A 13,533-nucleotide genomic window follows, 5' to 3' on the forward strand; every position below is an offset into this window, starting at 1 on the left:
TAGTATTGGTTATAAATAGAAATCCAGAGTCTTACGGAATGACAAAATCTGTGGTTAGAAAAAGAATTAAAGGTTTTTCCTCAAATGTTCTAAAGCCTGAATAATCACATCATCTTTTTTTGCAAAACTGAACCTTATATAATCTGAATTCTGTCTTGAATTGTAAAATGCAGAAAGAGGAAGACACGCTACTTTTTTTTCAACGGTCAGCCATTTTGAAAAATCCACATCTGACATCGTGGTGGAGACATTTCTGAAGTTGACGACCTGGAAAACACTTCCTTCTGCTTTCTGTTCAACCTGTAATGGAGTATCCCGGATCATCTCATGGAAAATATCCCTTTTTTTCTGCATCATGCTTTTATTGATATTGGGATCAAATACTTCGAGATATTTTGCCAAAGCATATTGGGCAGGGGCATTAGCACTGTAGGAAATATATTGCTGATGACATTGGAATAATGCCGTTAATGCTGCCGAACTAATCATATAGCTTACTTTCCACCCTGAGGTATGAAACATCTTACCAAAGGAAAAAATACAAAATGTCCTGTTTTTAAGTTCAGCATGAAGAAACGAACTGTAATGTTCCGTGTCATCATAGCAGTATGTATCATAAATTTCCTCTGAAATTAAATAGATTTCCCTGTCCTTAATCAGTTCATACAATTGGTTCCAGTCTTCCTTTTTCCATATTTTTCCAGTCGGATTTTGAGGAGAATTAACAATAATAGCCTTCGTTTTTTCTGAGATGCAGTTTTGAAACTTTTCCCAGTTTATCGTAAAATCATTATCAAGATCATAATAAACAGGAATTCCTCCGTTCATCACAACGGAAGGGCCATATGTATAATAGGAAGGCTGAATAATGATCACTTCATCTCCTTGGTTTAAAGTAGATTTCAAAGCAGTATATAAAGCAAAAGTAGCACACGGCACAATGGTAATCTCATCTGTTCTGAGCGGTATACGGTTTTCCCGTCTGGCGTTATAGGCAACGATGTTTTCAATGAGCAGCGGATTACCTGCAAGAGGTTCGTAATGATGATGGTCAAGGCTTGCAGACTCTTTTAAAAAGGCTTTTAGCCTTTCATCAATATCGAAATCGGGAAGTCCCAAAGAAAGATCAAAGCTTCCGTGCTTTGTGGCAAGCTCAGACATTTCCGTAAAAAAGGAATAATGAGTGAATCCGTAAATTTTATCCATCAATTTTGCATTTATATCAAATATAATGAAAATAACATTTCACCAATGATTAAATAAAATTTGTTATTTTTAAGAAAATTATTCTTTATGAAAAAACTGCTTATTCCGTTACTGGCCATTACTGTACTCACTGGCTGTAAAACGGCAAATACTTCTAATGGAACACCTACTGCTTCTTTTAAACATGACAAGGCCTTTTCGGCTGCCTATAAGATGATTAAAGCAGAGGACTTAAAGAAGAACTTATATGTAATTGCTGCTGATGGAATGGAGGGTAGAGATACAGGAAGCCCAGGGCAGAAAAGAGCAGGAGAATATATCGTTACCTATTATAAAAACCTCGGTATTTCCCACCCCAAAGTGCTTAACTCATTTTTCCAGAAGGTTCCGGCAGATTTTATGAAGAAAAGAGGTGGCGGAAATCTTCCCGATTCTGAAAATATCCTGGCTTTTATAGAAGGCAGTGAAAAACCGGAAGAAATTGTTGTAGTTTCTGCCCACTATGACCACGTTGGAACAAAAAACGGTGTTGTATATAATGGTGCCGATGACGACGGAAGTGGTACTGTAGCAGTGATGGAGATTGCAAAAGCTTTTCAGGAAGCTAAAAAGGCTGGTAAAGGGCCTAAAAGATCTGTTTTATTCCTTCATGTTACAGGAGAAGAACACGGGCTGTTTGGTTCCGAATACTATTCCCAAAACCCTGTTTTTCCATTGGCTAATACTGTTGTAGATCTTAATATCGATATGATAGGGAGAGATGATCCTGCCAACAGAGGGAAACAATATGTGTATGTAATTGGTTCTGAAATGCTGAGCTCTCAGCTTAAAGTGATCAATGAAGCCGCCAATAAGAGAACCAATAATCTGGAACTGAACTATAAATATGATGATTTAAATGATCCTGAACAGTTATATTACCGTTCTGATCATTATAATTTTGCCAAACATAATATTCCGGTGGCATTTTTCTTTGACGGAATTCATGAAGACTATCATAAACCGACAGATGATCCTGAAAAAATTGATTATCCACTGTTAGAAAAACGTACCCAGTTAATTTTTACTACTGCCTGGGATATTGCGAACAGAGCAGAAAGAATTGTGGTAGATAAGAAATAAAAACAGATAACAAAGGCACAGGTATATAAACTCTTTGTGCCTTTGTATTAACTAACCATATAAATACAATTCAACGAATGAATATGATCATCCGTGAAGCAACTTTAAAAGACATTCCACAAATCCAGCTCGTAAGAAATTCTGTGAAGGAGAATACATTATCAGATCCCGGTTTGGTTTCAGACAGAGATTGTGAAGAATTCCTGTTTGAAAGAGGAAGAGGCTGGGTAGCTGAGAACAATGAAAGAATTATTGGGTTTTCGATTGCTGACCTGAAAGAAAATAATGTCTGGGCTCTGTTTGTGCATCCTGATTTTGAAAACAAAGGTCTCGGAAGAAAACTTCATAATATCATGCTCGATTGGTATTTCACACAGAAAAAAGAAGCCATCTGGCTTGGAACTTCTCCTGAGACAAGGGCTGAAATATTTTACAGAAAATCGGGTTGGAAAGAAGTCGGAACCCATGGAAAAGGAGAGGTTAAATTTGAAATGACTTTTGAGAACTGGAAAAACCTGCAATAATGACGTCACAGATAAAATCAATCAGACCTTTTATCGGGGCTAAAGATTTTGAAATAAGCCGTAATTTTTACAGAGATTTGGGATTTGAGGAAGTGGTTCTTGAGCCTAAACTGTCTTTGTTTAGTTTACAGGGAATTTGTTTTTATCTTCAGGATTATTATGCCAAAGACTGGATTGAAAATACAATGATCTTTATGGAAGTGGCCGATACTGATGAGTTTTGGAAAGAGCTTCAGGCCTTAAACCTTACGGAGAAATATAAAGATATACAGCTTAGTCCTGTGAGAACCATGGAATGGGGAAAAGAATGTTTTGCCCATGATCCATCGGGAGTTTTATGGCATTTTGGTGAATTTATTAATAATGAACAGAAATGATTTACGCTTTTGATACCTATTATTATGAGGATTATGCCAATACCGTGTGTATTGCTTTTGAAGAATGGGATTCTGAAAAGGAGGTAGAAGTTTTTACCGAACAGATTTCCATTACCTCAGAATATGAGAGCGGAGCCTTTTATAAAAGAGAATTGCCCTGCATTCTGAGTTTGCTTAGTAAAATAGCATTGAAAAATGGAGATGTCATTATTGTTGATGGATATGTTACCCTTGATAATAATGGTAAACTAGGGCTGGGAGGATATCTTTATGATGCTTTGGACCAAAAATATCCCATCATCGGAATTGCAAAAAATGAATTTACCACACCTGATTCTCAAAGAAGAAATGTCTACAGAGGTGAAAGCAAAACGCCACTTTTCCTTACTGCAAAAGGTGTGGACGTGGATGAAGTACAACCTAAGGTGGAACAGATGCACGGACCTTTCAGAATACCCACTTTATTGAAGAAACTGGATCAGCTGAGCCGGTTATAAAAGATTCTTCTCTGATTGTATTGAAAACTTTACTATACAATAAAATACCAATTGGTATATTTTGTATATTTGACAAAACGCTTTTTTAACAATGAACATTTTAAAAAGGGAAATTTTTTAACCTAAAATATACTGATCGGTATATTTTTAAAACAATAGTATATGAAAGATGTATTTATTATGGCTGCAAAACGAACTCCTGTTGGTGGATTTATGGGGAGTTTATCCGGATTTACAGCCCCACAGTTAGGAGCAATAGCAATGCAGGATGCTTATGAAAGTATATCGCTTGCTCCTGAACATATAGACAGTGTATATATGGGGAATGTATTGAGTGCTGGGGTGGGGCAGTCCCCGGCAAGGCAGTCGGCTGTTTTTTCTAAAATTCCCGTAGATAAAGATGCTACAACAATCAACAAAGTTTGTGCTTCCGGGATGAAGGCTGTCATGATCGGGGCCCAGCAGATTCAGCTTGGACTGGAAAATAGGGTAATGACGGGCGGAATGGAAAGTATGAGTAATGTTCCTCATTACCTCTATATGCGTCAGGGGAAAAAACTGGGTGATGAAATGCTTACAGATGGGCTGATTAAAGATGGATTATGGGATGTTTATAATGATTTTCATATGGGAATTGCTGCTGAGCTTGGGGTAAAAAAATATGGCCATACCAGACAACAGTTGGACGACTATGCCCTGTTATCCTATAAGAGAGCCCAGGAAGCTTCGGGAAAGGGTAAGTTTAAGAATGAACTGATTGAAATATCAGTGACTGGAAGAAAAGGAAGTACAACGGTAGATAAAGACGAAGATATTGACAAGCTTATTCCTGAGAAGATTTCATTGCTGAAACCTGCTTTTGAAAAAGACGGCCTGCTTACAGCTGCCAATTCCAGTAACCTGAATGACGGCGCTGCTGCTATTTTATTAGGTTCATCGAAAGCTTTAGAGTTCCATGGCATCAATCCGCTGGCAAAAATTATAGCATATGCCGATGCTGCACAATCTCCGGAATGGTTTACCACTTCTCCTTCTATAGCTATTCATAAAGTACTCAAACAGTCCGGACTCAGTCTTTCTGATATAGATTATCTGGAGATCAATGAAGCGTATTCATCTGTTATTTTATCCAATCAGCAGATTTTAAGATATGATCTGGACAGGGTAAATGTATATGGAGGGGCCGTTGCATTAGGTCATCCGATAGGTGCTTCAGGAGCAAGGATCATTGCCACTCTGGTCAATATATTACGCCAGGAAGGAGGAAGGTATGGTATTGCTGCCATCTGTAATGGTGGTGGAGGAGCTTCAGCTATTCTTATTGAAAATATGAGTTAAAATGAGTTTACAGAAGATAATAATGTTAATTGTGTAACAAAATATAAGGGTAGTATGGAGAGGAGATCCCCGGTTTGTATGGTAATATAAAAAAACATGTAAAAAAGGATATCAAAATGAAGCTTCCTGGCCACTGTACTCAAATAGAGAAGCGGGAGATCAGGAATATGCAATCTTCCTGGGAAAAGGAGAAAGAAAAGTGAAACTTAACTGGTCTGATGCAAAGGATGCTATAGAAGACTACCAAAAGAAGTATGAATTATACAGAGAGAAATCACTGGAGATCATCAGAAATTACAGTAAAAGACAGTAGATCGTTTGAAAAAACATACGATGAAGGATAAAGCCTGAATTTTTATTTAAAAAAGTAAATTTCCATTTTTCCAAAGTAAGTGTTTGGCTGCTATTCGATTAATCAATTAATTTTCAGTTTTAAATAGTCTCTTTTGTCTCAAATGTTAATAAACTGATAAATGTCATTACATTCTTATTTTTATTGATTCTAAATAAATATAAATTTGTCTCATTCAAAATTAAGAATTCAATGAAAAAAATAACTACTCTTTCTGCTGTCATTCTCTGTTCTTTGATGGAAGCACAATATTGTACTCCTTCATTTCAATACGGGGCAGCCAGCAACATGATTACCCATATTAATTTTGGAAATATTAGTAATACCTCTCCGTTTCAATCGGGATCAACGCCTACTTATGAAGACTTTACATCAATATCTACTGATCTTCAGGCAGGGAATAGCTATCCTATAGCTATAAAAGGTCCTTCGGGAACATTTCCCAGCGATGTAGTTGTTTTTATTGATTTCAATAACAACGGAAGCTTTAATGATCCAGGGGAAAGTTTTTATATCGGAAGATTAACAGAAGCTACCCCTTTCAATGCTTTGACTATCAACGGAACCATTACAGTGCCGGCAAATGCTGCAAACGGTGCTACTAGAATGAGAGTGCTTAAAAACAGCAGTGTAGCAGCGTATTCGGATCCTAATGCTGGAAACTCGATCAGTACAGCTTGTGATGCCGGCTTAAGATCCGGGCAGGCAGAAGATTATACCGTTATTATTTCAGGGGGTAATGTCGTATTCCCGTCCCCTTATTGTGGAACTGAAAATGTAACCACTTCTACGGTAAGCGAAATAAGTAAGGTAGAATTTGCAGGAATCACCAATTCCAGTCCTATTGACGGAAATTCTGAACTTCTGGAGAATTTCACAGGTACTGTTTTTAGTGTTAACCGTGGAGAGACCTATCCTATAACAGTTACAGGAGGTACTCACGGGCAGATTACCGTATCCGTCTATGCGTATATCGACTTTAATCATAATAATATTTTTGATACTGATGAAAAGTTTAACCTGGGATATTTAGATAATTCCAGTCCTGTTTCCAGTACAGAATCTGGTATTACATCAGAAAATATTACCATTCCGGATACAGCATTGTTGGGAGCTACACGCTTCAGATTGGTAAAAGCTTATGAATCCAACTCATCGATGGGTACATTGGAAAATTTACCATGCCCTTCAGGTTGGTTTATAGGACAGGCAGAAGACTACACCATTGAGATACAGCCTGCTAATCTTTCCACAAAAGAAACAATGGCAGACTCTTCTGTGAAAATATATCCTAATCCTACAACAGGGTCAGTAAGTGTAAAAACAGCAAAAGGGCTTGAAAAGTACGAAGTTTACAATATCTCAGGACAAAAACTTACGGAAGGTAATACTGCCAGTATCAACTTAGATGGCTTTGTACCAGGGATTTATTATATTAAAATCCAGACTAAAGATAAGAAGGTAATCATTGAAAAGATGATTAAAAAATAAACACATATCTAATCATATCCATATCAATTTTTGTTTTTTGACCGGCAGATTCTTCTGTCGGTTTTGTTTTTTTGAAGGAATAATTAAGGAAAATCTTTATTCCGGTTCCAGGATTTCCAGAAGGTCCTGTTTTGAAAACCCTTGGAACTTGGCTCCATCTGTTTTAAGAAGTTGCTGGGCAAGCTGACTTTTTTTCTTCTGAAGAGAGAGGATTTTTTCTTCCACCGTATTGGAACAGATCATCCGGACAGCAATTACATTTTTAGTCTGCCCGATGCGGTAACTGCGGTCTATAGCTTGATTTTCGGCTGCAGGATTCCACCACGGATCTACCAGATAGATATAATCGGCCTGGGTAAGATTGAGGCCCACTCCTCCGGCTTTCAAACTAATCAGAAATACACGGATGTCCTCATTATTTTGAAAGCTATGTACTTTTTGCCCCCGGTCTTTGGTTTGACCTGTGAGGTATTCAAAGGTGATTTTTCGGCGTTCCAATTCGGCTTTTATAAGATCCAGCATTCCTACAAACTGTGAAAATACCAGAATTTTATGATCTTTTGATTTTCCAAGGATCTGCTCCATCAGAATTTCAATCTTCACGGAATGTTCCCCCGAATATCCTTCTTTGAGCAGGATAGGAGAGTTACAGATCTGTCTTAGCCTTGTTAGGCCTGTAAGAACGTGCATACTGTTTCTATTAAGGTCATCTTCATCATTGGCTGCAATAAATTCACGAAGCTCCTTTTCATAGGCATCATATATCTTTCGCTGTTCAGCATTCATTTCACAGTAGATCACCGTTTCAGTTTTTTCCGGAAGTTCTTTGGCTACCTGCTTTTTTGTCCTGCGGAGGATAAAGGGTTTTATCTTTTGCTGAAGTTCCATAGCCCGTTTACTGAACTCAAATTTATCAATAGGAATCGCATAGATGTCTTTGAAGTATTGCTTGCTTCCCAACAATCCGGGACAGGCAAAAGAAAGCTGGCTATACAGGTCGAAGGTATTATTTTCAATGGGAGTACCCGTCAGTACAATTCTGTTTCTCGACTGGAGAAGACGGGCAGATTTATACCTTTCTGAGTTGGGATTTTTAATAGTCTGCGACTCATCAAGGAACACATAATTAAACTGAAAGGTTTTCAAAAACTTAATATCTGAAAGAAGCATTCCATAGCTGGTGAGTATTACTTCATAATCAGACATATGAGTGATACTTTTCTGTCTTTCGGCTCCATAATGAAGCCATACTTTTATAGAAGGTGCAAATTTGCTGATCTCCTCCTGCCAGTTAAAAAGAAGAGAAGTGGGAACTACAATAAGATTGGTGGTATGACCTCTTTTCTCTCTTTGGGAAAGGATAAACGCAATAATCTGAACTGTTTTTCCTAGTCCCATATCATCCGCAAGACATCCACCGAAATTAAACCTATCAAGAAAGTTAAGCCAATTGAGTCCTTCGTGCTGATAGTCTCTGAGTTCCGCATGTAATGTAGAGGGAACAGGGATTTCCGGAATACTCTCACCTGAATAAAGATGGGATGAATAGGAGGTTATTTCTTCCTTTACTTCATCGCTTATCACTTCTTTTTCAAAAAGAGAAGAAACTTCCGTAAAACTTATTTTAGGAATTTTCAGTACTTCTTCATCAATTTCACCAGCCCGGAAATAGGCTGAAATCCTGTCTATCCATTCTTCAGGAAGCATTCCCAATGAACCGTCATCCAGCTGAATAAATTTACTTTTATTACGGATTGCCCTGTGAAGCTGTTTTAAAGAAGCATCTTTCTGTCCGAAGCTGACCTTCAGTTTGGCATTGAACCAATCCAGGCCACTGGTGATCTGAATGTTTATTTTAGCCCGGTGTGAATTGAGTTTATTGTTTTTCAGTTCATTAAAACCAAGTATAGAGACTCCCTCATTCCTCCAGACCTCGAAGGCCTCCAGGAACCAGTTGTCTTCCAGGAATTTATCCCGGTGGAGGTAGAAATACTGATACCCATCCATCTGTTCTTCAAAATCAGGATGCTGCTGCATGACCAAAGAGGTAAAACGGGCTTCTAACGCTTCATTTCTTTCTACTTTAAAGAGGTTCCCATTCTGATCAGAATCGAAAAGCTGCTTCCTTGAATAGACAGGAACTTCCAGTTGGCCATAACGCATCACGGGAGTAATTCCGATGTAATTCTCCTGTTGACGCAGATAAATGATCTTCTCCACATCAAAAGCCTTTTCTTTAAGCTGTACTTTCGATGCAGGCTGTATGTAGCTGTAATTTATATTAATACGTTCTTCTAAAGAGGATAGAGTAGACTGCATAAAATCTTCATATTTAGAAGAATGTACCAGCAATATTTCATTATTGGCTTTGAAAAATTTGATGACTCTGAGCATGTCAGGATCTTCTACTAAGCTGAATGTGTGGTTGTTATATACGAAATAGTCATTCCGGAGCATTACATTTTTAAAAGGGATAGAATGGTCCTGAAACTGAACTTCTCCCGTTATTTCATAAAATGGATCTTTCTTAAATACAGAAAGTTGAAGCTCTGCATTTAAAGTGTTCATTGTAACTTTTGTTAATGACTTTGAGGATATGGTTTCCGCTATTTCACGGTCATGATAATAGACTTCCAAGTCCAGAGGGTTCTGTACAATCAGTTTTAAAGCTTCAAGTTCTGCCGGATTATAATCCTGGTTATAATTATTCTGAAAGGACGAAATGGCAGTATAAAATTTTATTTCCAAAGGTTTTTCAGCCCTCCATATCAACTGCATAGCATCTACAGGGCTAACCGGATTTTTTATTTTTCCGGCTTGAGTCATTTCTGCTTCCATTAAATTAAAAATCAGATGATTATAATAACGGTGCTTACCAATGACCAATATCTGTTTTTTAGAGGTGTCGTGCAATGCAAGTTCATCCAGTTTCGAAGGGTGCTGAGGAAGAAGATCTTTTTTTAAAACGTGCTCATCAATCGGAAACATTTCTTTGATCTTAGGCATGATTTCAATTTTGCCTTCATGGTATTCCACCTGAAAATAAAGGTCAAGATCAGGTTCGTTTTCCAAGCCATATCCCTTAGCCTTGGGGATCATTGTTTTTTTACGAAGAGAATCATCAAAGAAAATCCGATACTTCTTTTCTTCTAAAATGCAATGAATGATTTCTGCCTGATGCAGGCAAAGTCTGTCTTCCGGAGTATCGCAGGTACAGGAACAAAGCAGGGTGTTGTTTATCCTGCTGATGGTGACAACAGGAGAACTCTGCAGGGATGATTTTTGAGTGAATATTCCCGTATTAATTTCAATAGAAACAGGATAGATACCGTGAAAATTTTTGCTTTCTATAAAAGAGCTCTCTGAAGTATGTTTCAGCAGGTCATATACGGAAAGTGTACTGATATTGATGTTTTCAAGAATATATTCTGCCATAAAAATTAATAGAAGCAAACTTACAAAAAAATGCGAATGAAAAGAACGGGGCTCGCATCCATTTTGGATACATTTTTACCCGTTTTGGCAACTCCGGCATTTTTTCTAATGCTGAACTTTGTCCTACAATTAAACAAAGAAAATATGAAAACAGTTTTTATAACAGGTGCATCTACAGGATTAGGAAAAGCAGCAGCTCAATTATTTCAGAATAAAGGCTGGAAGGTCATTGCTACGATGAGAAATCCTGAAGCTGGGGCAGATCTTTCTGCTTTAGAAAATGTAACGGTATTTCCATTGGATGTTACCAATCCTGAACAGATAAAATCAACCGTTAAAAAATCATTGGAATCAGGAGATATTGATGTGGTTTTCAATAACGCAGGATATGGCCTGCTGGGGCCTTTAGAGGCGCTGACAGATGAACAGATTGTAAGACAGTTGAATACCAATTTATTAGGCGTTATCCGGGTGACGCAGGAATTTATTCCGTATTTCAGAGAAAAAGGAAGAGGAACATTTATTTCCACGACTTCGATAGGAGGATTAATTACCTTTCCGCTGAATTCTGTTTACCATGCTACAAAATGGGCATTGGAAGGCTGGAGCGAGAGTATGGCCTTTGAACTTAATGCATTAGGAATAGATATCAAAACAGTCTCTCCCGGAGGGATTAAAACAGATTTTGTAAGCCGTTCTTTAGATTCTGCATCAAGTCCCGCTTATGAAGAAATGCTTAGTACTCTTTTTTCCCGTATGGAGGGTATGATGGATGCAGCTTCTACACCGGAACAGATTGCAGAAGTAGTATATGAAGCTGCTACGGATGGTAAACAGAATCTGAGATATGTTGCCGGTGAGGACGCAAAAGCTTTATATGCACAGCGCCTTGAGCTGGGAGATGAGGCATTCAGAGAACAGCTGGGAAAACAATTCATCTAGCCACTTGTAACCCGTGGCAGCATAAGTGATCATTTATGCTGCCTTTTTACGTTAATAATCAATACATTTATATCATGGAAAAGAAAGAAAATGTACCGCTGAAAATTTCATCCATATCAGAAATGCATAATATGCTCAAGCTGCCAAAACCTCTTCATCCGCTGGTGAGCTTAGTGGATAATACCAGGATGACTGTTAATAAGGAGCTCTTGGGAAGAAGTTTTATTCTGAATTTTTATAAAATTTCCTATAAATATTCCACAAACGGGAAAATGGGCTACGGACAGGGATATTATGACTTTAATGAAGGAGGAATGATGTTTACCTCTCCCGGGCAGATTCTTTCTACAGATGAAAATACAGAATATTGCGGCTATACTTTGCTCGTACATCCCGATTTTATCAGGAATTACCCTTTGGCTAAGAATATTAAAAAATATGGTTTCTTTTCCTATGATACCAATGAGGCGCTGCACTTATCTGATCAGGAAAAAACAATGATTACCGGACTTCTGGACAGTATTACCCACGAACTGAATACGGCTATTGACGAAATTAGCCAGGATCTGATTATTTCCTATATTGAAGTGCTGCTCAACTATAGCAACCGCTATTATAAAAGACAGTTTATCACAAGAAAATCTGTAAGCAATGATCTTTTATCTAAAATGGATACTATCCTGGAAAATTATTTTGACCGTGAAGAAACCCTGAATAAAGGGCTTCCTACCGTAGAATTTCTGGCTTCAGAACTTCATCTGTCGCCACACTATTTGAGTGATATGCTCCGTAATCTTACCGGGCAAAATGCGCAGCAGCATATTCATGAAAAACTGATAGAAAAAGCCAAAGAATATCTTACGCTCACTAATTTTTCCGTATCAGAAGTCGCATATGCACTGGGATTTGAGCATCCCCAGTCATTCAATAAGCTATTCAAAAAGAAAACAGATAAAACGCCTTTAAGCTACAGGCAGTCATTTAATTGAATATAAATATTTCTTATTGATCTACCCGGCGGTGTGCCGGGTATTTTATTTATGGCTGTTTGTAGAATGAAAAGGGTTTTACATAGATAAAAATCATTTTTAAAGAGGAAGCCTTTTTACTTTCGATAGAACAAAAAATAACATCAATATGAAAAAGTTAAACTCCATTGTATGCATTATGATAGGCATTACAGCCTGTGCACAGCCTTCAATAACAAGATTAGGTGTTGATAGGGTGAACGCCACCATTACTTTTAAGGCAGGAGATGCAGCCGCTACTGATACTCCGGGACCTTCAGGGGCTAATATAACCTGGGATTTTTCTGCCTATACCGGGCCAAACGTAACTACCACAAACACCAATGAATGTCCGGGACAGGCCAACTGTTTTAGGTTTGCAGGAGCCAACAGGATCACAAAACCAACACTTTCAGATGTCTATGATTTTGCTTCTATCACCGACACAGAAGCCATAACGCTGGGTTCTTATGCCGGCTCGGGCTTTGGAGATGCTACGACTACCTATACAGATCCTTTAATCGATTTTAAATTTCCAATCACTTATTTGCAGCAGTTTAGTGATACCTATCAGTTTACCAATGTTTCTGCAGCGAGCGGAACCACCAACGAGTCCGGGCAGGTAGACTATACGGTAGATGGCTATGGAACGGTCATCACACCTACGGGAACCTATTCCAATGTACTGAGGATGAAGAGTATGAAAGCATCAACAATCATTGTTCCGGGATCACCTTTGCCATTCAACTATACAAACGAAAATTATACATGGATCAGTCAGACCTCAGGGATCGTATTTACCTTTGGAATCAATACTTTTGCTTTTAATGGGGTGCCGAACATATCAAAATATATTTCTTATCTGGATACACTTGTTTTATCAACGGCCGGGTCTGCGGGTAGAAAAACAGAAATTTCGGTATATCCGAACCCTGGTTCCGATTTTATTAACCTGGAATCAAAAGAGGATATTAAAAAGGTGTCTGTGAATTCATTGGATGGTAAGACGGTTTTAATAACCGACAGCGCTAAAAATATTAATATTTCAAACCTTCCCAAAGGGACCTATATTCTTCAGGCCGAATTGAAGAACGGAGGGTCTGTAACCCGAAAAATTATTAAAAAATAATATAAATTTCTTTTAACAGTTTTTTTATGGCCGGGGACACACGATATAATAAACACAATGGGTCTTACTGTGGATTTCAAGGTCCCCGGTTTTTATAAAAGCTGGGAGAATTT

The 13,533-nt window shown here is 38.0% G+C and carries 11 protein-coding genes; 9 read left to right on the forward strand and 2 right to left on the reverse strand.

The genetic code is table 11. The features are described 5' to 3' along the window. Positions 1-66: 66 nt before the first annotated feature. Entirely contained in the window at positions 67-1,206 is a 1,140-nt protein-coding gene (locus MP478_RS08490; RefSeq protein WP_257200195.1) for an aminotransferase class I/II-fold pyridoxal phosphate-dependent enzyme, read from the reverse strand. Positions 1,207-1,293: 87 nt separating this feature from the next. Here MP478_RS08490 and MP478_RS08495 point away from each other — a divergent pair, with 87 nt between their 5' ends. The 6 genes from MP478_RS08495 to MP478_RS08520 all read left to right on the forward strand — a co-directional run bounded on the left by MP478_RS08495 (position 1,294) and on the right by MP478_RS08520 (position 6,907). Then, the gene (locus tag MP478_RS08495) at positions 1,294-2,328 is read left to right on the forward strand and encodes a M28 family metallopeptidase (protein WP_257200196.1); all 1,035 of its coding nucleotides are present in this window, start codon (positions 1,294-1,296) and stop codon (positions 2,326-2,328) included. Between the two features lie 77 nt (positions 2,329-2,405). After that, the gene (locus MP478_RS08500; RefSeq protein WP_257192194.1) at positions 2,406-2,852 is read left to right on the forward strand and encodes a GNAT family N-acetyltransferase; all 447 of its coding nucleotides are present in this window, start codon (positions 2,406-2,408) and stop codon (positions 2,850-2,852) included. Continuing rightward, positions 2,852-3,229 carry a glyoxalase gene (locus MP478_RS08505; protein ID WP_257200197.1) on the forward strand — a complete coding sequence of 126 codons (378 nt, stop codon included), beginning with the start codon at positions 2,852-2,854 and terminating at the stop codon, positions 3,227-3,229. The genes MP478_RS08500 and MP478_RS08505 overlap by 1 nt, the downstream gene beginning before the upstream one ends. Continuing rightward, entirely contained in the window at positions 3,226-3,726 is a 501-nt protein-coding gene (locus tag MP478_RS08510) for an endonuclease V (protein WP_257200198.1), read from the forward strand. Before MP478_RS08505 ends, MP478_RS08510 begins: the two co-directional genes overlap by 4 nt. A gap of 162 nt (positions 3,727-3,888) precedes the next feature. Continuing rightward, entirely contained in the window at positions 3,889-5,064 is a 1,176-nt protein-coding gene (locus MP478_RS08515; RefSeq protein WP_257200199.1) for an acetyl-CoA C-acyltransferase, read from the forward strand. A 544-nt stretch (positions 5,065-5,608) separates the two neighbouring features. Then, complete coding sequence (locus MP478_RS08520) at positions 5,609-6,907, forward strand: T9SS type A sorting domain-containing protein (RefSeq protein WP_257200200.1); 1,299 nt, start codon at positions 5,609-5,611, stop codon at positions 6,905-6,907. Positions 6,908-7,003: 96 nt separating this feature from the next. Here the strand turns inward: MP478_RS08520 and MP478_RS08525 are convergent, their stop codons facing one another. Continuing rightward, positions 7,004-10,342, reverse strand: a complete 3,339-nt coding sequence (locus MP478_RS08525; RefSeq protein ID WP_257200201.1) for a DEAD/DEAH box helicase — start codon at positions 10,340-10,342, stop codon at positions 7,004-7,006. 144 nt (positions 10,343-10,486) lie between these two features. On the opposite strand from MP478_RS08525, the gene MP478_RS08530 reads away from it, so the two are divergent. The 3 genes from MP478_RS08530 to MP478_RS08540 all read left to right on the forward strand — a co-directional run bounded on the left by MP478_RS08530 (position 10,487) and on the right by MP478_RS08540 (position 13,420). Further along, a complete protein-coding gene (locus MP478_RS08530; protein WP_257200373.1) occupies positions 10,487-11,284 on the forward strand; it encodes an SDR family oxidoreductase in 798 nt (265 codons plus the stop codon). A gap of 74 nt (positions 11,285-11,358) precedes the next feature. Next, complete coding sequence (locus MP478_RS08535; protein WP_257192201.1) at positions 11,359-12,273, forward strand: AraC family transcriptional regulator; 915 nt, start codon at positions 11,359-11,361, stop codon at positions 12,271-12,273. 148 nt (positions 12,274-12,421) lie between these two features. Next, positions 12,422-13,420, forward strand: coding sequence for a T9SS type A sorting domain-containing protein (locus MP478_RS08540; protein ID WP_257200202.1), 999 nt, complete (start codon positions 12,422-12,424; stop codon positions 13,418-13,420). Positions 13,421-13,533 lie beyond the last annotated feature (113 nt).

This window comes from Chryseobacterium sp. WG14 (assembly GCF_024586945.1).
Classification (GTDB): Bacteria; Bacteroidota; Bacteroidia; order Flavobacteriales; family Weeksellaceae; genus Chryseobacterium.

Coding starts and splice junctions, on each gene's coding strand:
- MP478_RS08490 (WP_257200195.1), bottom strand. CDS start 1,206: ATGGATAAAATTTACGGATTCACTCATTATTCCTTTTTTACGGAAATG.
- MP478_RS08495 (WP_257200196.1), top strand. CDS start 1,294: ATGAAAAAACTGCTTATTCCGTTACTGGCCATTACTGTACTCACTGGC.
- MP478_RS08500 (WP_257192194.1), top strand. CDS start 2,406: ATGAATATGATCATCCGTGAAGCAACTTTAAAAGACATTCCACAAATC.
- MP478_RS08505 (WP_257200197.1), top strand. CDS start 2,852: ATGACGTCACAGATAAAATCAATCAGACCTTTTATCGGGGCTAAAGAT.
- MP478_RS08510 (WP_257200198.1), top strand. CDS start 3,226: ATGATTTACGCTTTTGATACCTATTATTATGAGGATTATGCCAATACC.
- MP478_RS08515 (WP_257200199.1), top strand. CDS start 3,889: ATGAAAGATGTATTTATTATGGCTGCAAAACGAACTCCTGTTGGTGGA.
- MP478_RS08520 (WP_257200200.1), top strand. CDS start 5,609: ATGAAAAAAATAACTACTCTTTCTGCTGTCATTCTCTGTTCTTTGATG.
- MP478_RS08525 (WP_257200201.1), bottom strand. CDS start 10,342: ATGGCAGAATATATTCTTGAAAACATCAATATCAGTACACTTTCCGTA.
- MP478_RS08530 (WP_257200373.1), top strand. CDS start 10,487: ATGAAAACAGTTTTTATAACAGGTGCATCTACAGGATTAGGAAAAGCA.
- MP478_RS08535 (WP_257192201.1), top strand. CDS start 11,359: ATGGAAAAGAAAGAAAATGTACCGCTGAAAATTTCATCCATATCAGAA.
- MP478_RS08540 (WP_257200202.1), top strand. CDS start 12,422: ATGAAAAAGTTAAACTCCATTGTATGCATTATGATAGGCATTACAGCC.